Origin of the sequence: Mariprofundus micogutta (assembly GCF_001895085.1) — a bacterium.
Taxonomy (GTDB): Bacteria; Pseudomonadota; Zetaproteobacteria; order Mariprofundales; family Mariprofundaceae; genus Mariprofundus; species Mariprofundus micogutta.
The window spans coordinates 1-26,420 of record NZ_BDFD01000025.1 but is presented as its reverse complement, the minus strand read 5'-3'; the positions used below and the strand labels follow the sequence as shown (position 1 = coordinate 26,420).

General features: G+C 49.6%; 22 protein-coding genes, 1 pseudogene and 1 riboswitch. Of the genes and pseudogenes, 19 read left to right on the top strand and 4 right to left on the bottom strand.

All coding sequences use genetic code 11. The features are described from left to right. Positions 1-212: 212 nt before the first annotated feature. Positions 213-342: riboswitch (SAM riboswitch) on the top strand. 111 nt (positions 343-453) lie between these two features. From thrC to speA, 16 genes are all read left to right on the top strand, one after another. Next, entirely contained in the window at positions 454-1,704 is a 1,251-nt protein-coding gene (thrC, locus tag MMIC_RS11295; RefSeq protein ID WP_072660590.1) for a threonine synthase, read from the top strand. Positions 1,705-1,738: 34 nt separating this feature from the next. After that, positions 1,739-2,017 carry a ubiquitin-like small modifier protein 1 gene (locus MMIC_RS11290; RefSeq protein WP_072660589.1) on the top strand — a complete coding sequence of 93 codons (279 nt, stop codon included), beginning with the start codon at positions 1,739-1,741 and terminating at the stop codon, positions 2,015-2,017. Further along, entirely contained in the window at positions 2,018-2,257 is a 240-nt protein-coding gene (locus MMIC_RS11285) for an NIL domain-containing protein (protein ID WP_072660588.1), read from the top strand. A 125-nt stretch (positions 2,258-2,382) separates the two neighbouring features. Next, positions 2,383-3,315 (top strand): cysteine synthase A, encoded by a 933-nt coding sequence (gene cysK, locus MMIC_RS11280; protein WP_072660587.1) that lies wholly within the window; start codon positions 2,383-2,385, stop codon positions 3,313-3,315. 103 nt (positions 3,316-3,418) lie between these two features. Then, positions 3,419-4,240 carry a molybdopterin-synthase adenylyltransferase MoeB gene (gene moeB / locus MMIC_RS11275; protein ID WP_072660586.1) on the top strand — a complete coding sequence of 274 codons (822 nt, stop codon included), beginning with the start codon at positions 3,419-3,421 and terminating at the stop codon, positions 4,238-4,240. A gap of 122 nt (positions 4,241-4,362) precedes the next feature. Further along, the gene (locus MMIC_RS11270) at positions 4,363-6,708 is read left to right on the top strand and encodes a ferredoxin-like domain-containing protein (RefSeq protein WP_072660585.1); all 2,346 of its coding nucleotides are present in this window, start codon (positions 4,363-4,365) and stop codon (positions 6,706-6,708) included. A gap of 20 nt (positions 6,709-6,728) precedes the next feature. Further along, positions 6,729-9,365, top strand: coding sequence for a DASS family sodium-coupled anion symporter (locus MMIC_RS11265; protein ID WP_072660584.1), 2,637 nt, complete (start codon positions 6,729-6,731; stop codon positions 9,363-9,365). A 1-nt stretch (position 9,366) separates the two neighbouring features. Next, positions 9,367-10,089 (top strand): phosphoadenylyl-sulfate reductase, encoded by a 723-nt coding sequence (locus tag MMIC_RS11260; RefSeq protein ID WP_072660583.1) that lies wholly within the window; start codon positions 9,367-9,369, stop codon positions 10,087-10,089. 9 nt (positions 10,090-10,098) lie between these two features. Continuing rightward, the gene (cysD, locus tag MMIC_RS11255; protein WP_072660582.1) at positions 10,099-11,019 is read left to right on the top strand and encodes a sulfate adenylyltransferase subunit CysD; all 921 of its coding nucleotides are present in this window, start codon (positions 10,099-10,101) and stop codon (positions 11,017-11,019) included. A 156-nt stretch (positions 11,020-11,175) separates the two neighbouring features. Further along, positions 11,176-12,456, top strand: a complete 1,281-nt coding sequence (locus tag MMIC_RS11250) for a sulfate adenylyltransferase subunit 1 (RefSeq protein WP_072660581.1) — start codon at positions 11,176-11,178, stop codon at positions 12,454-12,456. 103 nt (positions 12,457-12,559) lie between these two features. Next, entirely contained in the window at positions 12,560-12,796 is a 237-nt protein-coding gene (locus MMIC_RS11245) for a DUF1059 domain-containing protein (RefSeq protein ID WP_072660580.1), read from the top strand. A 90-nt stretch (positions 12,797-12,886) separates the two neighbouring features. Beyond that, positions 12,887-14,257 carry a signal recognition particle protein gene (ffh, locus tag MMIC_RS11240; protein ID WP_072660579.1) on the top strand — a complete coding sequence of 457 codons (1,371 nt, stop codon included), beginning with the start codon at positions 12,887-12,889 and terminating at the stop codon, positions 14,255-14,257. Positions 14,258-14,420: 163 nt separating this feature from the next. After that, the gene (gene rpsP, locus MMIC_RS11235) at positions 14,421-14,660 is read left to right on the top strand and encodes a 30S ribosomal protein S16 (protein ID WP_072660578.1); all 240 of its coding nucleotides are present in this window, start codon (positions 14,421-14,423) and stop codon (positions 14,658-14,660) included. A 187-nt stretch (positions 14,661-14,847) separates the two neighbouring features. After that, positions 14,848-15,396 (top strand): ribosome maturation factor RimM, encoded by a 549-nt coding sequence (gene rimM / locus MMIC_RS11230; RefSeq protein WP_072660577.1) that lies wholly within the window; start codon positions 14,848-14,850, stop codon positions 15,394-15,396. Then, entirely contained in the window at positions 15,375-16,061 is a 687-nt protein-coding gene (gene trmD, locus MMIC_RS11225) for a tRNA (guanosine(37)-N1)-methyltransferase TrmD (protein ID WP_072660576.1), read from the top strand. The genes rimM and trmD overlap by 22 nt, the downstream gene beginning before the upstream one ends. Further along, positions 16,051-17,955 carry a biosynthetic arginine decarboxylase gene (gene speA / locus MMIC_RS11220; protein ID WP_072660575.1) on the top strand — a complete coding sequence of 635 codons (1,905 nt, stop codon included), beginning with the start codon at positions 16,051-16,053 and terminating at the stop codon, positions 17,953-17,955. The genes trmD and speA overlap by 11 nt, the downstream gene beginning before the upstream one ends. Before the next feature lie 2 nt (positions 17,956-17,957). Here the strand turns inward: speA and nspC are convergent. Both nspC and MMIC_RS11210 read right to left on the bottom strand, forming a co-directional pair. Further along, positions 17,958-19,091: pseudogene (nspC, locus tag MMIC_RS11215) on the bottom strand (carboxynorspermidine decarboxylase). Then, positions 19,088-20,302: a saccharopine dehydrogenase family protein gene (locus tag MMIC_RS11210; RefSeq protein WP_072660574.1), complete on the bottom strand. Its 1,215-nt coding sequence runs from the start codon at positions 20,300-20,302 to the stop codon at positions 19,088-19,090. The pseudogene nspC and the gene MMIC_RS11210 overlap by 4 nt, the downstream one beginning before the upstream one ends. 124 nt (positions 20,303-20,426) lie before the next feature. Between MMIC_RS11210 and speB the strand changes: the two genes are divergently transcribed. Further along, the gene (gene speB, locus MMIC_RS11205) at positions 20,427-21,266 is read left to right on the top strand and encodes an agmatinase (protein ID WP_072660573.1); all 840 of its coding nucleotides are present in this window, start codon (positions 20,427-20,429) and stop codon (positions 21,264-21,266) included. A 216-nt stretch (positions 21,267-21,482) separates the two neighbouring features. Continuing rightward, positions 21,483-22,763 carry a DEAD/DEAH box helicase gene (locus MMIC_RS11200; RefSeq protein ID WP_072660572.1) on the top strand — a complete coding sequence of 427 codons (1,281 nt, stop codon included), beginning with the start codon at positions 21,483-21,485 and terminating at the stop codon, positions 22,761-22,763. A gap of 212 nt (positions 22,764-22,975) precedes the next feature. Here MMIC_RS11200 and MMIC_RS11190 read toward each other — a convergent pair whose 3' ends face one another. Continuing rightward, the gene (locus MMIC_RS11190) at positions 22,976-23,437 is read right to left on the bottom strand and encodes a YiiD C-terminal domain-containing protein (protein ID WP_072660570.1); all 462 of its coding nucleotides are present in this window, start codon (positions 23,435-23,437) and stop codon (positions 22,976-22,978) included. Positions 23,438-23,450: 13 nt separating this feature from the next. Continuing rightward, positions 23,451-24,974 carry a B12-binding domain-containing radical SAM protein gene (locus MMIC_RS11185; protein ID WP_072660569.1) on the bottom strand — a complete coding sequence of 508 codons (1,524 nt, stop codon included), beginning with the start codon at positions 24,972-24,974 and terminating at the stop codon, positions 23,451-23,453. 125 nt (positions 24,975-25,099) lie between these two features. Between MMIC_RS11185 and MMIC_RS11180 the strand changes: the two genes are divergently transcribed. Then, positions 25,100-26,332, top strand: a complete 1,233-nt coding sequence (locus MMIC_RS11180; RefSeq protein WP_072660568.1) for a T6SS phospholipase effector Tle1-like catalytic domain-containing protein — start codon at positions 25,100-25,102, stop codon at positions 26,330-26,332. The last annotated feature ends 88 nt before the right edge of the window (positions 26,333-26,420 follow it).

The window sequence follows — 26,420 nt, the reverse complement described above, 5'->3', positions numbered from 1 at the left end:
GCATGGAAGCATTTACGAAACGCTCGCAAAACCTTGTTCAAAACAATCTTTGGGCAGAACAACGAGGCAGCATGAACTATAAACCATGCGATCAGCTTTCAGACTCATTTACGGATTGGAAAATACTTTTACTTTACTTGTCGGGAGGGAAATCAAAGCTTGCCTTTTATGCAATCACCCCGATAATTCGCCGCACAATTTATTTTAATCCGGCTTTATCTAGAGCAGTGGAGGGTTACAGGCCCTGTGAAACTGCGGCAACCGGCCAACGATGATTGATTCATCTGCGGAGAATGGTGCCAATGCCTGCCCGAGAGTTTAACCTCAAGGGAGCGATGATGGACGGGTTGTTCGCGTGAATCACTTAAGTGATGTCACCATTTCGACAACCTTCGCATTCATCGCGGAGGTTTTTTTGTTTCTGGATACCGCCAACAACTGGAGTTGATGACAATGACTGAAAGTATTGTGCGTGCATTGAAATGTCGCGAATGTGGGCAGGAGTATGAAATCGAACCGACTCATGTGTGTGAGTTCTGTTTCGGTCCGCTGGAAGTGGTGTATGACTACGAAAAGCTTGAAGGGGTATTTACCCGTGAATTAATTGAGTCGCGTCTGCAAACCATGTGGCGTTATAAAGAGCTGCTGCCTATCGATGGTGAGCCGACTGTGGGTGCTCAGAATGGTTTTACACCGTTGGTACGTGCGAAACGCCTGGAAAAAGTGCTTGGCGTCAAAGAGCTGTACATCAAAAATGATTCTGTTTGTTATCCAACACTTTCGTTCAAGGATCGCGTAGTTTCTGTTGCACTTTCCAAAGCGGTTGAGTTCGGTTTTACCACTGTGGCTTGTGCATCAACAGGTAATCTGGCCGGTTCCGTGGCAGCCAATGCTGCAGCTGCAGGTCTGGAGTCCTATGTATTCATTCCACACGATCTGGAGCAGGGCAAGGTATTGGGTGCCGGCGTATTTGGTACCAATATCATTGGCATCAAGGGCAAGTATGATGATGTGAATCGTCTCTGTTCGGAAGTGGCTGGCAAGTATGGCTGGGCCTTTGTAAATGTGAATGTGCGTCCGTTTTATGCTGAGGGTTCGAAGTCACTGGGTTATGAAGTGATGGAGCAGTTGGGCTGGAAAGCCCCCAAACATGTTGTTGTACCCATGGCTTCGGGTTCTCTCTGTACCAAGGTGGATAAATCCATCAAGGAATTTATCAAGCTTGGTCTGATTGAAGATAATGGTACTGCCGTGTACGGCGCGCAGGCCTCTGGTTGTTCGCCAATCGCCAAATCAGTCAAGGATGGTTCAGATATGATTCATCCTGTGCATGCGGATACGATTGCCAAATCACTGGCTATCGGTAATCCGGCTGATGGTTATTATGCCAATCGTGTGATCAAGGAGTCCGGTGGTTGGGCGGAAGACATTTCCGATGAGGAAGTGATTGCAGCCATGAAACTATTGGCCGAAACTGAAGGTATCTTTGCTGAAACGGCCGGAGGCGTTACATTGGGCTGTGCGATGAAGATGATTGAGTCGGGCAAACTGCCGCGTGATGAGTCAATTGTACTGTGCATTACCGGCAACGGCTTGAAAACTCAGGAAGCAGTGGTTGATGCAATCAGCAAACCGCGCATTATTGAAGCAAGCCTGAAAGAATTTGATGTCTTGGCCGCCGCTGACGGCGTCCAGACATCGTAAGTTTATATCAGATTAAAGAAACAGGAGTTAAAACATGAGTGTAACTGTACGTATCCCAACCCCACTGCGTAAGCTGACTGCCGGCGCTGATGAAGTATCGATCGAAGGCGCAACTGTCGGCGACGTGATTGAAAATCTGGAAGCTGCGCATCCTGGTCTGAAAGAACGTCTGTGTGATGATGCCGGTGAAATCCGTCGTTTTGTTAACGTTTATGTGAATGATGAAGATGTACGTTTTATGGGCGGTCGTGGCACTGAACTGAAAGATGGTGATGAAGTATCAATCGTTCCGGCTATCGCAGGCGGTTGCTAAATGCGTTTCCGCGTATATCTGACATTTGACAAGAACAGTGTACGTGAACCGATTATCTGGAAGCTGGCCAGAGAATTTGATGTTGTCACCAATATCAGAACGGCTGAAGTGAAGGATAATATGGGTCTGGTGGGCCTTGAAATTGACGGTGAAGACAATGTTGTTGAGGCCGCATTGAAATGGCTGAGTGAGCAGGGTGTTCACGTTGAGCCGATTGAGCAGAACGTCATCGAAGGGTAAAAACCTTCCGCACAAAGTACGAATGCAGAGGGAACTATCGCAGAGTGGCGTCACTAGAAAGGTACGAAGGGCAAAGAACTATCGAGTGATGGGACACCGCTTGCCGGTAAAAGAAGGAGTTTGATATGCCAATTTATAATAATGCAGCTGAAACTATAGGTAATACACCGCTGGTTCGATTGAATCGTATTGGTGCTGATATTGATGCTGAGATCATCGCCAAGTGCGAGTTCTACAATCCTTTGAATTCGGTAAAGGATCGTATCGGACGCGCTATGATTGAAACGGCAGAAGCTGATGGAAGCCTGAAAGAGGGTGGTATTATTGTTGAACCGACCTCCGGCAATACTGGCATTGCGCTGGCATTCGTTGCCCGTGCGAAAGGTTATCGCTGTATCCTGACGATGCCCGAGTCCATGAGTCTTGAGCGTCGTAAGCTGCTCAAGTTGCTTGGCGCAGAACTGGTACTTACGCCTGCCGAAAAAGGCATGAAAGGTGCAATTGCCAAGGCTGAAGAGATTACCGCATCGACTGAAGGCGCGTTCATGCCGCAACAGTTTGAAAATCCTGCCAACCCGGAGGTTCATCGTACTACTACTGCTGAAGAGATCTGGGCGGACTGTGATGGCAATGTGGATGCCATTGTCGCAGGTGTAGGAACCGGCGGCACTATTTCAGGAACCGGTGAAGTACTGAAAAGCCGCAACCCTGATTTTAAGGTGTTTGCCGTTGAGCCAGCTGATTCGCCGGTGATTTCAGGCGAAGCGCCGGGCCCGCATAAAATTCAGGGCATTGGTGCCGGTTTTATCCCGAAAAACCTGAATGTGGATATTCTCGATGGAGTTGAGAAGGTGACCAACGACGAAGCCTTTGCTATGGCTCGCCGACTCTCCGATGAAGAAGGTCTTCCCGGCGGTATTTCATCAGGGGCCGCAGTGACGGCTGCACTGCGTGTCGCCGCACGTCCTGAAATGAAGGGCAAGCGTATTGTGGTGATTCTACCATCCATGGCGGAACGGTACATGTCTACCGATCTGTTCAAAGGCATCGAAGTTTAAATTTTGTAACCACAGCGTAGGCAGAGGATACAGAGTTAACCCTTATATAGGTTTTCTCTGCGTCCTCTGCGTCCTCTGCGGTGAATAGAGGTTATTGTTTCCTATGATTGATTTTACAGAAGAACAGATTGAACGCTATGCGCGTCATATTATTTTGCCGGAAGTCGGTGCCGAAGGTCAGAGCAAATTGCTTGAATCCAAGGTGTTTATGATTGGTGCCGGTGGTCTGGGTTCACCGGTGGCCTATTATCTGGCTGCAGCAGGTGTGGGTACGATTGGGATTGCTGATGCAGATGTGGTGGATTCATCCAATTTGCAGCGCCAGATTATTCATAATCAGGATCGCATTGGCATGCCCAAAGTGGAGAGTGCGCGCGAAACCATGCAGGCGCTGAATCCTGATGTGAAAGTGAACACGTATAACTACTTTGTTACCGAAGACAATATTCGTGACATTATCAGTGAATACGACCTGATTATTGATGGCTGTGATAATTTTCCGACCCGTTTCCTGGTCAACGATGCATGTTATATGGAGAAAAAGCCGCTGATCTCCGGCGCCATGTTCCGCTTTGAGGGTCAGGTTGCCACATTCAAGCCGCATCAGGAAAAAGGTGCACCATGTTACCGCTGTCTCTATCCGGAGCCACCTCCGGCAGGTCTGGTTCCATCTTGCTCGGAAGCGGGCATTCTGGGCGCACTGGCTGGTGCTGTCGGCACCATTCAGGCAGTAGAAGCTGTGAAAGAGTTGCTTGGTATCGGAGATTCTCTGGCTGGTAAGCTGATGGTGTTTGATGCATTGCGCATGGAATGGAAGAAACTGAAGCTGCGTAAAGATCCTGGTTGCCCTCTCTGTAGTGACAATCCAACGATTACTGAATTGCAGACTTACGAGCAGGCCTGCGAGTTAAAGTTCGGCGACTGATTTCCTTCTGTATTGAAGCTGCATGATCTGAATCCGGGGGGATTAGTATTATGCAGCTTGGCAAAGGGATGAAATGACATGCGGGTTTATTCCGCAAGATAGTTAAAGGTATGGGGTTAGACATGGCGACGGAATTTGATTTCGCACATACATCCGATGTGGATGAGTTTGAAGCAGGATACAAGGCGTTTAAAAACGGCCAGATGCCGGAAGAGCGTTTTACGCCATTCCGTTTGCAGATGGGTGTTTACGGCCAGCGTCAGGAAGGCGTGCAGATGGTGCGTGCCAAGCTGCCTGGTGGCTGCATGACTGCAGCACAACTGGATGTGATTGCCGAGTGTGTTGAGCTGTATGCAGGTCAGTTGCCGACTGATGGCACGCTGACAGAGGCTCCTGAAAAGGTTGTACATGTGACGACCCGTCAGGATATTCAGGCTAACTTCGTGGCACTCGAAAATGTACCTGCATTTCTACGCAAGCTCGATGCTGCCGGCCTGACTACACGTGAAGCCTGCGGTAATACCGTACGTAATGTGACCACCTGTTTTCTGGCAGGCCGATGCCCGTCTGAACATGCCGATGTCACCATTCATGCACGCAAATTCGCGGAGTTCTTTCTGCGCCATCCCCTGGCTCAGCAGTTTCCGCGCAAATTCAAGGTAACCTTCTCGGGTTGTGCGACCGATTGTGGTCTTTCCGGCATGCACGATATTGGTTTTATTGCTACGCATAAAGATGGTCAGCCGGGTTTTCAGGTATGGGCAGCAGGTGGCTTGTCCTCACAGCCTATGGGCGCCTTGTTGCTGGAAGATTTTATCGAAGAATCGGAAATGTTTGTTGTTGGTGAAGCATTGATGCGTATGCATTTCAAATATTCTGATCGTAAACGCCGTGCCCGTGCCCGCATGAAATATGTGGCTCAGAAACTCGGTGCCGAAGGTTTTGTCGAAGAGTATAAAAAACAGCGTGCTGTGATCGAATCAACACATGCAGGTGATAGTGGATATGCCGAAGCGAACTGGCGTACGCCGACTGCAGCCATGCCATTTTCCGATTCAGGCGTTGTGGATCAGCATAATGGACAATCGGCTATTCTGCTTAATCTGTTCCGAGGTGATATGACCCCTGATCAGTGCCGTGCTGTAGCCAATGCTGCGCGTGTAGCCGGAACTGATGAACTGCGGGTAACTGCTGAGCAGGGCATGGTGATTGCTGATGTGGCTACAGACAAGGTTGAAGCCGCTTTGGCTATTCTTGCTGAAGCCGGACTGACAAGTGAATACGCGCGTGGCATTGCTGATGTGGTGGCATGCCCGGGTACTGAAACCTGTCGTTTGGGCATCACCTCCAGCCGTGGTTTGGCAGCTGCGCTGCAGCCAATGATGGCTGATTTGAAACAGGATGGTACGCTGGCTGGTATCACAGTGAAAGCATCAGGTTGCCAGCACTCCTGTGCGCGTCATCATATTGCTGATCTGGGTTTCCACGGTATGGCCAAGAAAGTGGCTGGCCAGGCTGTGCCGCACTACCAGTTGCATCTTGGTGGCTCAGGTGTTGCAGGTTCTCCTTTGGCTTTTGCTACCGACCCTGTGCCAGCCAAACATGCTCCGGAAGCGGGAATTGCAGTGCTTAATGCCTATAAAACCGGACGCAGCGGTGATGAATCCGTTCACGCCTGGGTGTCACGTATTGGCAAGGAAGGCGTTTCAGAAATATTGGCACCATTCAAAGCCGATGCCGGTGAAGTTGAAGGGTTGATTTACGACTGGAGTGAAAACGAAGCATTTAACACCAAGGGTAACAAGAAGGGCGAATGTGCCGGGGCAGTGCTCTCCATGTCCGATGCTTTGATTTCGGAAGCTGAATATGAATTGATGATTGCCCGTGCGCATACCGATGCGATGTTCTGGGCTGAAGCAGCGACTGCATTGCGTCGTTCAGTCATTTCAACAGCACGTGCATTTCTCGTGCCGTTTGGCGAAGCGCCTGAAGAAGATGGTGAAGTGTTCGGTCTGCTGGCAGTGAATGCAGCAGCTGATCAGGAAATTATGTCCGGTTTCCAGACTGTGCAGACAGCTTTGATGAGCATTGATCTGGCTGATCCAGCTCCTGGTGTGACCAGACTGAAGGATGTGCAGACTGACTGGTTGGCATTGGCTGAGAAGCGTTTTGCTGCAGTTCCTGAAACTTCAGAATCTGAAGAGACAGAAGATAATGTGGCTGAGTCTGCGGATGATGCGGTGCTGCTCGATCTTTCCGGTGTGGCTTGCCCGATGAATTTCGTGAAAACCAAGATCAAGCTGACCACCATGGCTGTCGGTTCGCAGCTGGATGTTATCCTCGATGATGGCGCTCCGATTGAAAATGTGCCGTTGTCACTGGAAGAGCAGGGGCAGAAGATTTCAATGAAAGAGCGCATTTCCGATACCCAGTGGAAAATCCGGGTTGAAAAGACCGGAAATATCTGAAGCTCATAACAGCTGATACAATGGAACAACTGAATCCATTCGCTAATCCGGGGCGCACCAAGCTGGCTCTGGTGAGTCAGGGTGTGGCACTTCCTGCAGGTCTGCAGGATGCTTCACACTGGGTAGCTCAGGCGAATGCAACGGAATCGGTGATTGATATCCGGCTTCCGTCCGGCCATTTTGCTACAGTACCGGTAGCGCAGCCGTATAGTGAAAGGAGTTCCATTCAGCTTACTCAGCAGGATGTCAGTGGTAGTGCAGAACTTCGGTGGGGCGATGAAAGGCTGGATATTCAAGTCCTGCCTGCTCCGCGTTTCTACCGTAGTAAAACGCGTTCAGGTGCCCGTATGGGTAGTTTTTCATCCCTGCATGAAAACCTGCTTATGTTGCATCCCTTTATGGGCTGCGGCTTCTTTGCCCGACAGGGTGCCGCCTGCCAGTACTGCCAGTATGATTCCATGCTCAATGAAGATGAACCGCCTATGCGTGATCCGCTGGAATTGGTGGAGGTGGTGCGTGCAGCTCTGACTGAGCGCGAGATCGATACAGTGTATCTCTACAATGGTTATTCTCCGGGAGATGATGTCGGCCTTTCCAGGCTGGTGCCTGTTATAGCACTGCTAAGAAGGCATCTGGGACACCGTCAGATTGCTCTGGAAACGGTTGCGCCAAAGGATGTTGCAGTTATTGATGCTCTGTATGCAGCAGGACTGGATATTTTTGTCTGTAATCTGGAAGTGCATGATGCAGACCGGTTCGCAGAAGTCTGTCCCGGTAAAGAATCGGCTGGAGGTCAGGCTGCGATCTGGAAGGCTTTGGACCATGCGCGTAACGTATTTCGTTCCGGAGCAGTGGTCAGCCACCTGATTGTCGGACTCGATGATGTGGAGTCAACCAAAAAGGGCATTGATACCCTGATTGCGCACGGTGTGGTGCCATTGTTGCAGCCTTTCAGACCCTTGCCAGGCACGCCTCTGGAACATCAGGCCGGGCCATCACTGGGACATATGGAAGAGCTATTTCTGCATCTCTACGCTGCTATCAGTGAGGCCGGATTTCCAACCCATCGCCTGCGCCATATGGGGCGTGTTTTAACACCAATGGAGAGTCGGGTGCTGGACGGCAGAGAGGCAATGCTCAGTGAGCGTTGGGTTTCCTCATCACTGGGTCGCCGCATGGATGGTTGGCTGGATGGCCTGCGCAGACATCTGCGTGCAAGCAATGGTGGGGGAGATGAAATTCTTCTGGATCGCAGACCTATGCATGTGCTGTTGGCTGGTGAAGCGTTACCGTTTGCAGCTCTTATTGTGATTTCATTGCTGGCCTTTGCTGCAGGCTCCATGGATGTGCCGCAAGGCTTAAGCCAGAATGGTTGGAGTTCACTGGTTGTGTTTGCTCTCTGTCTTGTCTTGTGGGTCACTCAGTTGCTGCCTCTGGCCGTCACCTCTTTGTTAGGGCTGGCTTTGTTACCACTGCTGGATGTATTGCCGGCAAGCCAGGTATTCTCACTGTTTGGCAACCCTGCAGTGTTCTTTATTCTCGGCGCTTTCATGTTGGCTGCAGGAGCCATGCAGTCGGGCCTGTCGGAACGTATGGCGCTATTAACCATAGATCGTTTTGGCACAAGCCCGAGGCGCTTGTTGCTGACTATGCTGTTATTACCGGCTGTCATGGCCTGTTTCATGCCGGAGCATGCTGTAGCCGCGCTATTTTTACCGATTGCATGGGAAATTGTCCGCAGCCTCGGTCTTAAAGCAGGCAATCGCTATGCGCAATCGATCTTTTTTGCACTTGCCTGGGGCGCGATTATCGGGGGGGTGATAACGCTGCTCGGCGGTGCGCGTGGACCATTGGCGTTGGCGTTAACCGAAGAGCTGACCGGACAGACCTTTTCATTTGCTGATTGGACACTGGCAGCAGCGCCGATTGCACTGTCAGTACTACTGGTTTCAGCCATCATATTGACACGTATTACGCCAATGACAGGTATTGATGTTTCATCTGCTCGAGAGCGTATTTCACTGCGCAGGCTGGAGATCGGCGATTTTGATCTGAAGTCGAAAGCCATGGGTATGCTACTTGTTGTAACTATGCTGGCCTGGATATTTGCCGGTCACTCCAGTTCACTGGCCGGCATTGCTCTGATCAGTGTTGTAGTGATGTTTGCTCTGCGTCTGGTGAACTGGCGGGCTGTTGAACAGCATGTAAACTGGGGTGTGGTACTGATGTATGGCGGAGCCATTGCCATTGGTAAGGCGCTGACTGTAACAGGGGCAGGTGTGTGGCTTGCTCACGTCATCTTCCCTGAAAGTATTGCCGGCTTGGCCATGCTGGCTGTTCTCGCTCTGATTACATTGATGTTTACTGAAGGGGTGAGCAATGCTGCTGCTGTAGCGATTGTATTGCCGGTTGCAATTCCGGTCGCTGCTGCTGCCCAGATTGATCCGATTACGGTGGCTCTGGCAGTGGGCATAATCTCTGGTTTTGCCTTTATGTTGCCTATGGGCACGCCGCCGAATGCGATGATCTTTGGAACCGGATTTGTAAGAGCCTCGCAAATGCTGCGCTATGGCTCGCTGCTGTCCTTAGCAGCATTTAGCCTGTTTATAATCACAGTATCTCTGTGGTGGCCGTTGTTGGCCAGAGTTGGAGTATAGAATGGAAGATAAAATCAATCAGGCGCTAGCACTGCTGAAGCAGGCACTGGCCGAGCACGGTGATGGACTGGTCTATCCATGTTCCATGGGTATCGAAAGCTCAGTGATGGTTGACCTCATTTGCCGAAATGGTCTGAATATTCCGATCATGACCTTGGATACCGGCCGTTTGCCACAGTCAACATATGATGTGCTTGCTGCGTTTGAAACACGTTACGGCATCAGGATTGAGGTAGTATTTCCCGATTGTCATGAAGTGGAAGCTATGGTGCGAGAGCATGGCGTAAACCTGTTCAGACAATCTGTTGAACTACGTAAAAAGTGCTGCGAGATTCGTAAAGTACACCCCATGATGCGTGCGCTGAAGGGAAAATCAGCATGGCTGACAGGCCGTCGTCGCGAGCAGTCAAAAGGTCGTGCGGAATTGCAGACCGTGGAAACTGATCCTGTATATGATTTGAAGAAATATAATCCTTTGCTTAACTGGAGCATGAATGAAGTGCTGGAGTACATCAAAACGTATGATGTGCCCTATAATATTTTGCATGATGCGCATTACCATTCCATCGGCTGTGAATGCTGTACGCGTGCAATTACAGTTGGTGAAGATGAGCGCGCCGGTCGCTGGTGGTGGGAAAATGATGATGAGGCGGCAGAATGCGGCCTGCATGTCATGAGTATCAAACAGGTAAGCGGAAAGATTGAAGATGGTGAAGGGATTTAGAGGTAAACAATGAGCGAAAAAATTTCACAACACAAGCTGACACAGCTGAAAGCACTGGAAGCGGAATCGATTCATATCATCCGTGAGGTAGTCGCAGAGTTCCGTAACCCGGTGATGCTCTATTCGGTGGGTAAGGATTCGTCCGTGATGCTGCATCTGGCGCGCAAGGCTTTTTATCCTGCACCGCTGCCATTTTCACTATTGCACGTGGATACCGGCTACAAGTTCAAGGAGATGTATGAGTTCCGTGACAGTTACTGCAAGGAAGTTGGTGCAGATCTGATTGTTCGCCGCAATGAAGATGCGATTGCCAAAGGCATGAACCCCAAAGACCATGGTGTGGCGCGTTGCTGTGGTGCATTGAAGACTCAGGGACTGCTCGATGCACTGGAAGAGGGCGAGTATGATGCTGCCTTCGGTGGTGCGCGCCGTGACGAGGAGCGCTCTCGCGCCAAGGAGCGTGTGTTCTCCATGCGTGATGAATTTGGCCAATGGGATCCGAAGAATCAGCGCCCTGAGTTGTGGAGCCTTTATAATGGCAAGATCCATGAGGGTGAGTCGGTACGTGTGTTCCCGATCTCAAACTGGACCGAGATGGATGTGTGGCTCTATATTCGTGAAGAAAATATTCCGATTGTACCACTCTATTTCGCCAAAGAACGTTTGATGGTGGAGCGCAAGGATTTCCTGATTCCGTATTATGAAGAAACCAAAGATCAGCTGCTTGAAGGTGAAGAGCCGACTATGGTGATGTCCCGTTTCCGTACGCTGGGCTGCGGACCTTGTACAGGTGCGGTGCGTTCAGATGCAACAAATATGGATGAGATTGTCATTGAAGCTGCTGCAGCAAGGCGTAGTGAACGTGAAACACGCATTATCGATCACGGTTCCAACAGTATGGAAGACAAGAAGAAAGAAGGTTACTTCTAGGGAATTGTTTGATTCGTCAAAGACCATCCGTGGTCTTTGACTTGAACGGCAGAAGAAAAGGGTGATTGTCTTCTGTCTTACGAATCAGCATAGCTGATTCGCCACCCATCCCAGGTGGAGGCTTTGAGCCTGTGAAAGGAATAAAGAGGGTTTGTAATGACAGAATTGAATATCAAGATGGCTGAAGAGATCGAACTGCTGCGCCTGGTGACTGTGGGCAGTGTGGATGATGGTAAATCAACCTTGATCGGTCGCCTGCTGGTAGATACAAAAGGCGCTTTTGAAGATCAGTTGCTGGCTGTGCGTAAAAAGAAGGGTGCAACCCATATCGCTTCAGCTGCCGAGATCGATCTGGCCATGCTGACTGATGGTCTCTCTGCCGAGCGTGAACAGGGCATTACGATTGATGTGGCTTATCGTTATTTTGCAACGCCGAAGCGTAAATTCATTATGGCTGACTGTCCGGGCCATGAGCAGTACACGCGTAATATGGTGACCGGTGCCTCCACAGCTCATGCGGCAATTATCCTGATTGATGCACGTAACGGTGTGATGCCACAGACGAAACGTCATACTCATATTCTCGGCCTGCTGAATATTCCTCATCTGATCGTGGCAGTGAATAAAATGGATATGGTTGGCCATGATCAGGCGGTCTTTGAAAACATTCGAACAGAGATGCAGGAGTACTGCGCCAAACAGGGTATCAATGATCTGATCTGCCTGCCGATGTCGGCACTTGATGGTGATATGGTGGCTGTGCGTGGCGACAATATGGATTGGTATGACGGTGATACATTGCTGGAAACGCTCGAGTCGTTGTCTGCATTGGGTGATATCGACACTAAGCCGTTCCGCCTGCCGGTACAGCTGGTGAATCGTCCGCAGACTGCAGATCTTCCTGATTACCGTGGTTTTATGGGCACGATTGCTTCAGGTACGGTCAAAGTCGGAGATGAAGTGGTTGCTGTGCCCAGTGGTAATACCTCTACGGTGAAAGAGATTGTTACTTTCGATGGCCATCTGGAAGAGGCATTTGCACCCCAGAGTGTTACGCTGACACTGAATGACGAGATCGATGTTTCGCGTGGAGATATGCTGACCCATGCTGGCGATAAAGCGCTCGACTCCAAAGAGTTGACGGCCAATGTCTGCTGGATTGGTGATGAGCCGCTGACTGAGCGAAAAAAATACCTTCTGAAACATACCACCAATACAGTGAAAGCGATGGTAGCCAGCATTGATTTCCGCAGGGACATTCACACGCTGAATAAGGATGAATCGGATGAATTGGCAATGAACGAAATCGGTCAGATCACCTTCAAGCTGATGAAACCGCTGCACTACGATGCATATGTGGATAACCGTACGACAGGCAGCTTTATCCTGATTGACACTTTTACCAACAATACTGTTGGCGCAGGTATGATTGTTTAAGTCATAACCATTTGAACGATCTCAATAGAGGAGGCCTTGGCCTCCTCTTTTTGGTTTGCTCTGCCATTCATGATAACTTCCAACTTATGGTGTAGGAGGGAGCATGAAAATGATGACGTGCAGACAACTCGGAGGGGCTTGTGATCAGGAGTTTCATGCGGACAGTTTTGAGGAAATAGCTGAAATGAGCAAAAACCATGGCATGGAAATGTTTCAGCAAGGTGATGCGGCGCATCTCAAAGCTATGGATGAAATGAAGGCTCTGATGGCTAAACCTGATGCAATGAAAGAGTGGTTTGAAAGCAAAAGAAAGGAATTTGATGCTTTAACCGAGGTTTAAGGACTCAAACTGGCCATTGACCCACAGGTCTGTGCTCACAGAATGACCGGCTCGGTTGATAGCGTGATGACCGGATGGCAGGAGATATAGATGTTTAGTCGTTTAAGTGAAAAACTCGGAGATATTGCACATAAACTGCGTGGTGCTGCGCGTGTTTCCGAGGCCGACCTGGATGCAACGCTGCGCGAGATGCGTTTGGCATTACTGGAGGCTGATGTTGCACTTCCGGTGACTCGTCACCTGATGAGCGAGGTGCGTGAACGTGCTCTCGGTGCTGAAGTGGCCAAGAGCCTGCAACCGGGCCAGGTTATTATTAAAATCCTTAACGATGTGCTGGCCGATGTGCTTGGCGGTCAGCGCCGTGATCTTGATCTGGCTAAAATTCCTTCAGTCATCCTGCTATGTGGTTTGCAGGGGGCTGGTAAAACAACCACAGCAGGTAAACTTGCACGTTTGCTGGCAAGTCAGGGTAAGAAAGTTGCTTTGACCTCTGTTGATGCGACGCGTCCTGCGGCACGCGAGCAGCTTCAGGTACTGGCCGGACAGGTGGATGTACCCTACATCTCCGGCGAGGGCTCTACAGCGGCCAAGATGGCCAAGTCGGCTGTTAAGCAGGCAGGTTCCGAAGGCTTACATGTTCTGATTCTTGATACTGCCGGTCGTCAGGTGGTTGATGATGAGCTGATGGCCGAGATTAAGGATGTAGCTGATACGGTTGCTGCCAGCGAACGCCTGCTGGTACTCGACTCGATGACCGGTCAGACAGCGCTGCAGATTGCCGAGCAATTCCATGCAGCAGTAAATATGAGCGGCTGTGTTCTGACCAAAACAGATGCAGATGTTCGTGGTGGTGCGGCACTCTCTGTTGCGCACAGTACCGGTGTAGCTATTCGTTATGTTGGTACCGGTGAAAAGATTGATGCGTTTGAAGCCTTTGATCCACAGCGTATGGCCGGCCGTATCCTCGGTCAGGGTGACGTGGTTGGTCTGGTTGAAAAGATCCAGTCATCTGTTGATGAAGAGCAGGCAAAAAAAGCCGCGGCCAAAATCAAGAAAGGTCAGTTCGATCTGGAAGATTTTGCCGAGCAACTGGGGCAGATGCAGAATATGGGTGGTATGGCCAGCATGCTGAAGATGATGCCGGGTATGAAGTTGCCACAGGAAGCACTCGATCAGATGGATGATAAACCGATGAAACGGATGCAGGCGATGGTTTATTCGATGACGCCGAAAGAGCGCAAGTATCCCAAGCTGCTGAATGGAAGTCGTAAGCGTCGCGTCGCCATGGGCTCCGGTACCAGCGTACCTGAACTCAATCGTATGCTTAAACAGTTCGGTCAGATGCAGCGTATGATGAAGAAGATGAAAGGCGGTAAAGGCAAGCGCATGATGGCCCAGATGATGGGTAAATTCGGTGGCATGGGGGGTGGCGGAATGCCACCGGGCATGCCGAAGATGTAAGCATCACATAGCAAAGTAGCCCGGATCTTGTAAACAGATGTCCGGGGGGAAAGGCCCCTGACTTCTTCGAAAGTCTGAATCGGTGAGCTTCTTTTCCTAACTCCTTGCTCCTTACGCACTACACTACTATAGTGCGCCGCCTGTTTTTTGGAGGTTTTACAAAATGGCAACTGTTATTCGTTTGAGCCGTGGTGGTCGCAAGAAGCGTCCATTTTATTCTGTAGTTGTAATGGACGAGCGTAAGCGTCGCGATGGAGCATTCATCGAGAAGCTTGGCTACTTTGATCCATGTACTGATCCTGAAGTGATCAATCTGGACCTGGACCGTGTAAAAGCGTGGACCGACCAGGGTGCTCAGGTTTCTGACCGTGTGGCCAGCCTGATCGCCAAAGCATCTGCATAATATTTCGTTGTAAAAAGTCCATCCATGGTCTTTTTACTGTCGGAAAGCGAAAAGTGTGTTTTTCACTTTCCTTACAAATCCGCAACCTGCGAAGCAGGTGTTGATTTGGGTTCCCATCCATGGGCGCCATGATGTTGCAGGCATCATTTTTGACTGAACGACGAAGCCTTTATGAAGGTTTTGTTTGATGTCTGCTGAGGCATTATTACATATCGGTGATATTCTTGGACCACATGGTCTCAAGGGTACGCTGACGATCTACTCCTATACCCGGCCTGCGCAAGCAATCGCCGGGTATTCTTGTTGGTGGCTCGGAGAATCTGCCGAGACTGCTAAATCTTTTCAGGTAAAACGCTGCTGGCAGCATGGTAAACGCATGCTGGCTGAGTTGGATGGTATCACTGATTGCAATAGCGCAGAGGCCTTTAAAGGCCGGAAGGTTTGGGTCAGGGCATCCGAGGTAACAGTCGAAGAAGATGAGTTTCTCTGGGAAGATCTGATCGGCTGTGAAGTATTGCAGGATGAGAATGATGAACTGCTCGGCACAGTTACTGCATTGGAGGAGTACGGGGCACAGGATAATCTGTTGATTCGAACTCCGGACGATGCCGATGAGCAGGGCGAATGGCTAATTCCGTTCATCGAAGAAGTTGTTGTCGATGTAAATATTGATGAATCTACCATCTGGGTGAATCTGCCGGACGGGATGGATGTATGTTTCACGCCCAAATCCTGACTCTTTTTCCTGAATTCTTTGCATCACCGCTCTCCTGTTCAATTCCGAAACGGGCAATCTCCTCTGGCATTGTTGATGTGGAGTGTATTCAGATTCGCGAATTTGCCACCGATAAACACAGCAAAGTGGATGATACCCCGTATGGCGGTGGTCCGGGTATGCTTATGAAGCCGGGGCCTGTTGTGGCATCGATTCGTGCTGCACGTGAAAAACACCCCGATACACATGTTGTCATGCTTACACCTTCCGGCAGCCGATTTACTCAGGCCAAAGCGCTGGAATACACTGAAAAACCCGGCATTACTCTCCTGTGTGGCCGCTATGAAGGATTTGACGAGCGCATCTGCGATTATGTGGATGAAGAGATATCGCTGGGGGATTATGTGTTATCCGGTGGTGAACCAGCTGCGATGTGCGTACTGGATTCTGTCATTCGCCTTCTACCGGAAGTGCTGGGAAGCCCTGAATCAGCCGTGCTCGATTCGTTTTCTGAAGAAGGAATTCTCGACTGGCCGCATTATACTCGTCCGGAAGAGTTTGAGGGCAAACGCGTGCCGGATGTTCTGCTTTCCGGTAATCACTCGAAGATTGAAAAGTGGCGCAAAGAGCAGGCAGAACTGCGCAGCAAGCAGCGCCATGTAAAGTACTCCGACTGTGACGACTAAACAGTGGTCTATACAATCAGCCTCCGAGCTCTATCAGGTTGAAGGCTGGGGTAATGGCTTTTTCGGCATCAATGATACCGGCCATATGGTGGCGATTCCTGATGGTGAGCATCAGGTTGATCTGAAAAAGCTCTGTGATGAGCTGGCGGAAAAAGAGCTGTACCCACCATTTCTATTACGTTTCTCCGATATTCTTAAACAGCGCATGGGCCAGATTCATCAGCGTTTTTCCATTGCCAGAGATGAGGCGGGATATCAGGGACGTTATTATGGCGTCTACCCGATCAAGGTGAATCAGCAGCGGCAGGTTGTTGAAGAGATTGTCGAATTCGGTGCCGAATATAACTGGGGACTGGAGGCTGGCTCCAAACCTGAATTACATGCGACGTTGGCCATGCTTGAAGATGTGGAAGGCCTGATTGTCTGCAACGGTTATAAAGATCGCGAATTTATCGAGTTGGCGATGATCGGCCGCAAGATGGGTAAACGCGTATTTATCGTAGTCGAAAAACCTAACGAACTGGACATGATCCTCGAAGCCTCCAAACGTCTCGATGTGCAGCCTCTGATCGGTCTGCGCTGCAGGCTCGCTGCCACCAGTGATGGAAAGTGGGAAGATTCAGGTGGTGATCGTTCCAAATTCGGCCTCTCTCCTCACGAATTGATGGTGGTCATCGATAAGCTGAAAGCTGATGACATGCTCGATACCTTGCGTCTTCTGCATTTTCATATCGGTTCCCAGGTGCCGCGCATTCGCCGTATCAAGCAGGCTATGCAGGAGGCTGCGCGTTTTTATGTCGAGCTGCGCAAGCTGGGGGCTCCGATTGAATTCATGGATGTCGGTGGCGGTCTCGGCGTGAATTATGATGGTTCGATTTCGGGCTCTCACACTTCGGTTGATTACAGTCTGCAGGAGTATGCTAACGACATTGTCTGGGCATTGAAAACTGTCTGTGACGATGAAGGGTTTCCACATCCGAATATTATTTCTGAATCGGGTCGCGCACTGGTTGCACATCATTCGGTGATGGTGATTGACGTTCTGGGCGTAACCAAGCGCACCAGTGATCTGTCACTGAATGAGCCTGATGAACATGCACCGATGCAGCTGCGCCAGCTGTGGAATACCTATTCTGACTTCGAACGTATTTCGTCGCGTGAAGCTTTACATGATGTGGTTTCCCTGCGTGAGGATGTCAATCGTCTGTTCGTACTCGGGCACTGTACATTGCTTGAACGTGCACAGGCCGATGAACTCTATTGGCATATGTTGATCCGCTTGATGAAAGAGCTGGATGAAGATGAAGCTGCCGAACTGGTTCCGGGTATCAGCAGTCAGATGGCAGATCGTTATTTCTGTAATTTTTCACTGTTTCAGTCATTGCCTGATGCGTGGGCGATCGATCAGGTTTTTCCGGTTGTGCCGATTCACCGCTTGAATGAAGAACCGGCCAGGCAAGGTATTCTGGTGGATATTACCTGCGATTCCGATGGCAAGATTCAGAACTTTCCTCTCGCATCGGGGCATTCTCCGACCTTGCCACTGCACGCGATTAATAACGGAGATGATTATCTGATTGGCGTATTCCTGACCGGTGCCTATCAGGAAATTCTTGGGGATTTACATAACCTGTTTGGTGATACTCATGCTGTGCATATTCGTATGGATGGAGAGAACTATGAGATCGAACAAATCGTGGAAGGTGAGAGCGTTTCAGGTGTCCTAGATTATGTCCAGTTCAACGAAAAGGTGCTGCTCGACCGTATGCGCCGTCAGCTAACTCAGGCAAAATCAGAAGGGCGTTTGACCGCCTCCCAGGCCAACAAATTCCTGCGTTTTTATAAGGATGGTCTGGCTGGTTATACGTATCTCGAAGAGCAAATGCCCGGCTGAGTTCATGAGAGCCTGTTGCGGAAATCTTCGTAGCTGAAGCTTCGAACCAACTCAAAGGTATCATCGGTATGCCAGATTCCGATATCGGGATGGCGGACACCATTGAACATCGTGGTTTTTACCATCGTGTAGTGAATCATGTCTTCGAACACGAGTCGTGAACCCACCTCCAGTTCCTCATCGAATGAATAATCACCAATCACATCACCAGCCAGGCATGAGGTGCCGCCGAGGCGATAGGTGTGTGGTTTTTCATCTGCTTTACCTGAGCCTGTAATGGCAGGGCGATAGGGCATCTCAAGTACGTCCGGCATGTGGGCCGTGGCAGAAATATCCAGAATGGCGACGGGTAACTCATCGGTTGGAACAATATCGAGTACCGAGGCGATGAGAGGGCCGGTACGCCAGCCAATCGCCCCTCCCGGTTCCAGATAAACCTGTTTACTCCACCTGGCTTTGAAAAGCTTGATACGATCGATCAGTTTATCAACATCGTAATCGGCGTGAGTCATCAGATGACCACCACCGAAATTCACCCATTTCAAGCCGGGAATGTAAGCGGCGAATTTTTCTTCAAAGGCGTCAATCAGAGCTACGGATGAATCGGCCATGTTCTCACATAGAGCATGCACATGCAGACCTTCGATGCCGGAGAGTTCCGCGCTCTTTAGATGTTCGGGAAGTACACCCAAACGAGAGCCGGAAAAACAGGGGTTGTACAGGTCAGTTTCGACTTCGGAAATGCCAGGGTTTACACGCAGGCCGCAAGACACGCCGGCGGCCTGCGCGATCTCTCCGAACTGTTGCCATTGGGCTATCGAATTGAAAATGATGTGTCCGGCAAGGTTCGAAATTTCATCGAATTCATCTTCGCGATACGCTGCAGAATAAATATGGTTTTCACGCCCGAATTTTTCATCACCCAGTTTCAGCTCATATAATGAACTGGCAGTACAACCGGGTAGGTAGGCTTTGATCAGATCAAAGGTCGACCACATGGCATAACCTTTTAAAGCCAGAATAACCCTGGCACCGGATTCTTCCTAAACTTTTTTAATGATCTCCAGATTGGCGATCAACTTCTCTTCTTCCAGCACATAGCAGGGGGAAGGGACTTGTGAAATATCGAGACTCATTCAGGCAGGGAATCCACATCAATATCGGTTTCGCGATCACTCCACGGCAGGCCATGCTCATTCAGAGCTGCCATGAACGGGTCGGGATCGAACTCTTCCATGTTGTACACCCCGGCTTTCATCCACTCGCCTTTACACATCATCATGGCTCCTATCATCGCCGGTACACCTGTAGTGTAGGAAACCGCCTGCGCGTTGGTTTCTTTGAAACACTGCTGATGATCGCAGATGTTATTCACATAACGCGATACTGGCTTGCCATCTTTTGTGCCTTTGACGATAACACCGATATTGGTTTTGCCGACGGTGCGTGGACCGAGGCTTGCCGGATCCGGTAGTAGGGCTTTCAAAAACTGGATCGGCACAATCTTGCGACCTTCAAATTCAATCGGTTCAATCGAATCCAGCCCAATATTGCGGAATACTTCCAGATGTTGGAGATAGGCATCGCCAAAGGTCATCCAGAAACGCATGCGCTTTACGCCATTCAAATTCACAGAGAGTGATTCCATCTCTTCGTGGTAGAGCAAGTACATGTTCTTCGGACCGACCTGATCGAAGTCGAACTGTTTTTTATACTGCATAGGTGTGGTTTCAATCCATTCACCATTCTCGAAATAGCGACCATTGCTGGTGACTTCACGGATATTGATTTCCGGATTGAAGTTGGTGGCGAATGCGTAGCCATGATCACCACCGTTGCAATCGAGGATATCAACCTGATCCATGGTATCGAAATGGTGTTTTTGCATATGGGCGCAGAAGACATTGGTTACGCCCGGATCGAAACCGGAACCCAGTAGCGCCATCAGGCCTGCTTTCTCGAAACGTTCGCGGTACGCCCACTGCCAACTGTATTCAAATTTGGCTTCATCCAGCGGTTCGTAGTTCGCCGTATCCAAGTAATGCACACCGGTTTCCAGACAGGCATCCATAATGGTCAGGTCCTGATAAGGCAGTGCCACATTGATAACCATAAACGGACGAATCTGTTTAATCAGTGTCACCAGTTCAGGCACATTATCGGCATCGACGGCGGCCGTTTCTATTTTGCGACCAGTATTCTCACGAATCTCCAGTGCAATCTGGACGCATTTACTTTTGGTGCGGCTGGCCAGCCAGATATCGGCAAAGACATCTTCATTCTGTGCACACTTGTGCGCTACCACGCGTCCGACGCCACCTGCGCCGATAATCAGAACTCTTTTCATATTCAGACCCAATCCACGAATTTGCCGGTTTATGCAGCCGGTCCGCGTATAATAATGGTTACTTAATCCACATGGGAAGTGTTTGATGTTTCTTGCTTTGATATTTCTAGGTTAGATTAAGCCCATGTTCGATTTTACTGACCGCGATCTGGAAGAGTCGCACGATATCCGCATCATCGGTGTGCCGTTTGATGGCACCGTTTCATTCCGGCCCGGTGCCCGTTTCGGACCTGCCGCGATCCGTGAAGCTTCCGATGGTGTTGAAACCTATTCGCCCTATCTGGATGCCGAACTTGAGTCTCTGCATTATGCAGATTCAGGAGACCTGGAATTACCTATGGGCAATGTTGAAACAGTGCTCTCGATTACCCGTGAGGCAGTGGATGATTGTCTGAATGACGAAACCATTCCATTTCTGCTGGGTGGTGAACACTTGGTCAGCTTGCCGGCGATTGAATCTGTGTTCGAAAAATATCCGGACCTTGTCGTTATTCAACTTGATGCGCATGCAGATCAACGTGAGGATTATCTCGGCGTTGAACTTTCTCATGCCTGTGTGATGCGACGGGTTTCCGAATTTCTCGGTGATGAAAATATACGCCAACTGGGAATTCGTTCCGGGACAAAGCATGAATACAACTTGATGAAAAGTTTCGGCACACTCACCACATTCCGCGATGAAGATCTCGAAGGACTGGTCGAATGGATTGCAGACCGTCCAGTTTATCTGACTGTGGATCTTGATGTGTTTGATCCGGCCTGTTTCCCGGGTACCGGCACGCCTGAACCGGGTGGTATCGACTGGTGGACCTTCCAGCGCTTCATCAAAGCTATGCAAGGTGTTGATATTGTCGGACTCGATGCGGTTGAACTGGCACCACAACTGGATACAAGCGGATGCTCATCAGTGCTGGCAGCGAAATGTGTGCGTGAAATGTTATTGATTGCAGCCAATAGGGTTTAACCCGAGAATCAGAAAAACATTTAAATTTGCGCCACCGAATAGCTCTAAAAGTTGCGTATTGGCAAGGAAAGTGCAGTCTGCGCTGCTCCTGAAGAGAGGATACTCCTCTTTTCGTCAGCCCGGCCAATCACTGATGACCGGCGATTCGGAAAATAAATCAGTACCCAGCACGTTCAGTGAAGCTATTAGTATCGGGTGCTACGGAAATATATATACATGACATTTGATGACCTCGGCCTTTCAGCCGAATTGCTTCGCGCGGTGCGTGAAGAGGGCTATTCCACGCCTACGCCGGTACAGGAAAAATCCATCCCGGTAGTGCTTGAAGGGCACGATATTTTAGCTGGTGCACAAACAGGCACCGGCAAAACTGCAGGATTCACCCTGCCTATGCTGCAGTTGATGCAGAAAGAACATCCGGAGCGCCATCACAGGCGTCCGATCCGTGCGCTGGTACTGACACCAACACGTGAGCTGGCTGCTCAGGTTCAGGAAAGCATCGAAACTTATGGCAGGCATCTAAGCCTGCGCTCCACCGTTGTATTTGGCGGTGTGGGCATTAATCCCCAGATTCAGAAACTGCAACGCGGCGTAGACATTCTGGTGGCAACACCCGGTCGTCTGCTCGACCTGGTCGGGCAGCGAAAATGCGACCTGCGCCATGTGGAATTTTTTGTGCTTGATGAAGCCGACCGTATGCTCGATATGGGTTTCATTCATGATATCCGCAAAGTCTTGAAATTGTTGCCACAGAAACGTCAGAACCTGCTCTTTTCAGCGACCTTCTCCGAAGAGATTAAAAAACTGGCCAGTGGCTTTCTGCGTTCACCGGTTTATGTGGAAGTAGCGCGTAATCAGACTGCGCATCAGGTGACACAGGTTGTGCATCCGGTGAGTAAGTCGAAAAAACGTGACCTGTTATCACACCTGATTAAACAGGGTGACTGGCAACAGGTGCTGGTCTTTACCAAAACCAAACATGGCGCCAATCGCCTGACCACGCAGTTGGAAAGTGACGGCATTCAGGCAGCAGCTATTCATGGCAACAAGAGCCAGACTGCGCGCACGAAAGCGCTGGCTAACTTCAAATCGGGCGCTGTGCGTGTACTGGTGGCAACCGATATTGCTGCTCGCGGTCTTGATATCGATCAACTGCCGCATGTGGTGAACTATGAATTGCCGAATGTGGCGGAAGATTATGTACATCGTATAGGTCGTACGGGGCGTGCAGGTAATACAGGTGAATCGTTGTCGCTGGTATCTGCAGATGAGAAGAAACTGCTGGTCGGTATTGAAAAGTTGATTAAAAAGGCAATTCCAAAAGTGGTGGTCGAGGGTTTTGAACCAAACCCGAATGACCCGACAGAGATTCCGAAACAGCAGCGTCACAGGCCTGATCATCGTAGACATGATCCGAGTTCCCCGCGTAAACCGCGTGGCAATCGTTCGCGCCGTCCCGGCAGAGGTGAACGCGCTGCTGCGAAGAAACCTTCGTAATGGCTTGTAAAGGCACTGTTGGTGTTTGCTATGGCCCTCGCTGTAGCGATTTCGGCAGCAGGGAAATGGCTAAAGAGCTAAGGCAGAACGGTTATGAGGTGGAGGATCTGGATTGCCAGAGCCTCTGTCCTCATGCGCCGGCAATTCGTGTAGGTGATCGCTTTATCCATCGGGCTACCCTTGAAAGAATAAACGAAAAGTTGCAGGAATCTTTATAGCCGATCATTGAGGATGGCAACAAATACCCCCTCATGTTCAGCAATACTTGTATCTCCAATGTGAATACTGGACGGCAACCTGATTCGGGCCCGTCCTTTTCTTTTCAACATGTTACAGAAGCGATTCCATTCCACCTCATCCGGCAGTGAAGCTGTCGCATCAAAATCGGCATCACCGGGCGCTGTGAAATCCATGCTGCTGCTCTGAATGACAATACGGCTTGGCAAGCCCAGTGCGGTCAGTGTGAAATGAATCACAGACCATCCAGCAAGAATGCCGATGGAGGAGAGGCTGCCACCGAAGGCGGTATCGCGGTGGTTGATGTTGGCTGCCAGTGGCGCGCGCAGATGAATCGTCCCTTTTTCGAATGCAATGATTTTAACTGCAAAATGGGCCGTGATCGGAATATGTTCATGCAGATAGGTTTCCATGGTTTGCAGCTGTGTTTTGTCCATACAAACTCCCTGTTTAAACGTGCCTGACCTGACGTTTGTTATGACCGGTAGCGCCACGCTGTTTCAGTTCAGGAAGTGCATGTGCAAATGGCTTAAGGAAGTTAGGCATTCTCCTGCCTTCCAACTTCATAATGTCGCGGATGAGCATCTCCGCCGTGGCTTCCGGTTTGTTGCCCAATACTTCAGTCAGATAGTTGAACAACAGTTGAGCCAGGCGCTCCAGTGATATTTTCCATGTACTTTGGGTTTGACCATAAACCCAAACAGAAAAGGCATGAAATTGTTCAAATACATCGCCATCAGGCCAGAGCTGTTTGCTGCCTTGTTTGAAATTACCGCTGTTGTAGTAGAGGTCCCAGAAACGGGCAAAACGTTTCATCTGCTGAATATCTTCAAAACTTAGCTCACTGTTTCTCAGAATGTCATACGGTGGAAAATCGGAATAGACCATGCCGAACTCTGTATCATGCCTGTGCAGGCTGGTGCCAGAGAGTTTTTTCAGGATACCGATCTGGATCTCCGAGTCTGTCATGGCAGATAGCCGGTTAAGATTGTTGCCGAAACTGCTCAGTGTTTCACCAGGTAGGCCTACGATCAGATCCAGATGCATGTGAGCTGAGGTTTCATTTTCGAGAAAGCGGATATTTTCTTTGATTTTGTCCATTTTCAGATTGCGATGGATGCGATCGGCCACTTCCATATTCAAAGTCTGGATGCCGATCTCCAACTGCAATGATGCGGCAGGGAAGGCTTTGATACGTTCTTTCAAGGCATCGGGAAAGTGATCAGGAATCACCTCGAAATGTACGAAGTAGGGAGGCTCTTTGGCCAGAAAAAAGTCGAGTAATTGGCTGGCAATCTTCACATTGAGGTTAAAGGTTCGGTCGATGAACTTGAAGCTGCGCACACCGCGATCCCACAGCTTTTCCATGGCGGCCAGCAGTACGTCTGTATCGATATTGCGTACTTTTTTGTCGATGGAGGAGAGGCAGAATTCACACAGGAAGGGGCAGCCTCGTGATGCTTCGATATAGATATAACGATTAGCTACATCTTCATCGCTGTAATAGTCATAGGGCAACTTGATAGTGTCGATTTCAGCCATAGTCGCCTGAATGATTCGTTGTTTGGGAGCCAGACCGCTGAGTATAGCTCGGGCCAACCCACAGAATGCTGTGTCGCCTTCGCCCTGCATAATGTAGTCAGCGGCATCAACGTTGACCCGCAGCGGTGTATAGCTCACCTCAGGCCCGCCCAGCACCACTGTGGTGGCTGGTGATACCTGTTTGATCAGTCGCACCAGCTCGGCACACTGCTGTGTGTTCCAGATATAGACACCAATACCGATGATGGCCGGTTTTTCGCCGAGCAGCTTCTCGGCGATGTCCTGAATATTATCGTTGATGGTGAATTCGCGGATGGCAGTTTCGCTCTGCAATACCCCCATATTGGCAAAAATATAACGCAGACCGATGGCGCTATGCGTATAACGCGCATTGAGTGTTGTCAGCAGGATGCTGTTCTGTGTGGTACTCATAGGTGCAGAGGATACGGTCTTTTCGCACTGATTACGAAGGGCGGTTGCATTGTTCTCAGACTAGGGTGTGTTGTCCTGTTTCTCTGCTATACTGATATGTACATTACAGGTGGGGCGGGGGACATATGACGCAAGAAACAGAGAAGAAGATAAAGAATAAAAACATCATTGTTTGCGCTGATGGAACAGGCAATAAAGGCGGCACTACGCCGGACAGCAACGTTTATAAAATTTATAAGGCGATCAACAAGCGATTCAAGGGAGAAACCTCCGATGGTTTTGCATGTGATGAGCAGGTTGTTTTTTATGATAACGGTGTGGGCACTGAGAAGAATAACTATTTGAGAGCGCTTGGTGGCGGCTTTGGTTTTGGATTTGAGGACAATGTTCGTGATCTCTATAAATACCTGGCGCGAAATTACAATCCAGGCGATCGTATCTATTTTTTTGGTTTCAGCCGCGGTGCCTCTACCGTGCGTGCTTGTAACGGCTTTATTAGAAAATGCGGATTAGCAAAAGGAAAAGGCAAACAGAACCATCAACTGGATGAGTTGGTAACAAAGGCTTTTTCTGCCTATCAGTTACGTAAGAAACAGCCTGATGTAGCAGAAGCAGTCAGAACATCAGAACAATTTCATGCCGTAGTGCCTATTCATTTCATGGGAGTGTGGGACACGGTTGTTGCTCTGGGTTTCCCCACAGGAACAGATGTGACTGGTACAGCCTCAAAAGTATTCAATAAATTTTCTGAATGGGCAGGAAACAGGTTGGATCGCAAATGGTGGCAGCATAAATTCTATTTCTACAAGCTGACCGGTAATGTGGTAAATGCCTATCAGGCATTGGCGATTGATGACGAACGCACTGCATTCTGGCCTTTTGTCTGGAATGAGAAACTTCCACAAGTGGAACTTGACCTGCTAAAGAAGGAAGATGGTTCTCCAATAGAGCGCACTGTTGAGCAGGTCTGGTTTGCTGGCATGCACTCCAATGTCGGTGGTGGTTATGCACGATCAGGAATGGCCAGTGTACCACTTTATTGGATGATGAAACGGGCAGCGAAGTGCGGCCTGCAGTTTGAGGACGGGGCTATTGAGGATGCGCAGCATGATAGTCATGTACACGGGAATATGTATGACTCACGCAATGGTGTGGCAATGATGTACCGCTATCATCCTCGTGAAATAGAAAAGTTATGTAAGCCAGAAAAAGATGGAAAAGTTATTAAAAAATTAAAAGGTGAGATTAAAATTCACCGCAGTGTGATCGAGCGCATCAATCATCGTACTGCCAATTATGCACCCGGTCAGTTGCCCGGGTGTTATTCAGCGTTCAAAATTGACCCCCTAGAGGGGTAAATCAGCGTCCAAATTTGACCCCCCTGTAGTATCCCCAGCTAATGATTTAGTTGGAGGAAAAAACAGGAGTGATCACAGTGGAAACGAA

Bases quoted from the DNA above. Each gene is read 5' to 3' on its own strand.
- trmD (WP_072660576.1), top strand. From the start codon at position 15,375: ATGTTTCACGCCCAAATCCTGACTCTTTTTCCTGAATTCTTTGCATCA.
- cysK (WP_072660587.1), top strand. From the start codon at position 2,383: ATGCCAATTTATAATAATGCAGCTGAAACTATAGGTAATACACCGCTG.
- thrC (WP_072660590.1), top strand. From the start codon at position 454: ATGACTGAAAGTATTGTGCGTGCATTGAAATGTCGCGAATGTGGGCAG.
- MMIC_RS11200 (WP_072660572.1), top strand. From the start codon at position 21,483: ATGACATTTGATGACCTCGGCCTTTCAGCCGAATTGCTTCGCGCGGTG.
- rimM (WP_072660577.1), top strand. From the start codon at position 14,848: ATGTCTGCTGAGGCATTATTACATATCGGTGATATTCTTGGACCACAT.
- MMIC_RS11185 (WP_072660569.1), bottom strand. From the start codon at position 24,974: ATGAGTACCACACAGAACAGCATCCTGCTGACAACACTCAATGCGCGT.
- MMIC_RS11270 (WP_072660585.1), top strand. From the start codon at position 4,363: ATGGCGACGGAATTTGATTTCGCACATACATCCGATGTGGATGAGTTT.
- MMIC_RS11290 (WP_072660589.1), top strand. From the start codon at position 1,739: ATGAGTGTAACTGTACGTATCCCAACCCCACTGCGTAAGCTGACTGCC.
- speB (WP_072660573.1), top strand. From the start codon at position 20,427: ATGTTCGATTTTACTGACCGCGATCTGGAAGAGTCGCACGATATCCGC.
- MMIC_RS11210 (WP_072660574.1), bottom strand. From the start codon at position 20,302: ATGAAAAGAGTTCTGATTATCGGCGCAGGTGGCGTCGGACGCGTGGTA.
- MMIC_RS11285 (WP_072660588.1), top strand. From the start codon at position 2,018: ATGCGTTTCCGCGTATATCTGACATTTGACAAGAACAGTGTACGTGAA.
- cysD (WP_072660582.1), top strand. From the start codon at position 10,099: ATGAGCGAAAAAATTTCACAACACAAGCTGACACAGCTGAAAGCACTG.
- MMIC_RS11260 (WP_072660583.1), top strand. From the start codon at position 9,367: ATGGAAGATAAAATCAATCAGGCGCTAGCACTGCTGAAGCAGGCACTG.
- MMIC_RS11265 (WP_072660584.1), top strand. From the start codon at position 6,729: ATGGAACAACTGAATCCATTCGCTAATCCGGGGCGCACCAAGCTGGCT.
- MMIC_RS11250 (WP_072660581.1), top strand. From the start codon at position 11,176: ATGACAGAATTGAATATCAAGATGGCTGAAGAGATCGAACTGCTGCGC.
- ffh (WP_072660579.1), top strand. From the start codon at position 12,887: ATGTTTAGTCGTTTAAGTGAAAAACTCGGAGATATTGCACATAAACTG.
- MMIC_RS11245 (WP_072660580.1), top strand. From the start codon at position 12,560: ATGAAAATGATGACGTGCAGACAACTCGGAGGGGCTTGTGATCAGGAG.
- rpsP (WP_072660578.1), top strand. From the start codon at position 14,421: ATGGCAACTGTTATTCGTTTGAGCCGTGGTGGTCGCAAGAAGCGTCCA.
- MMIC_RS11180 (WP_072660568.1), top strand. From the start codon at position 25,100: ATGACGCAAGAAACAGAGAAGAAGATAAAGAATAAAAACATCATTGTT.
- MMIC_RS11190 (WP_072660570.1), bottom strand. From the start codon at position 23,437: ATGGACAAAACACAGCTGCAAACCATGGAAACCTATCTGCATGAACAT.
- moeB (WP_072660586.1), top strand. From the start codon at position 3,419: ATGATTGATTTTACAGAAGAACAGATTGAACGCTATGCGCGTCATATT.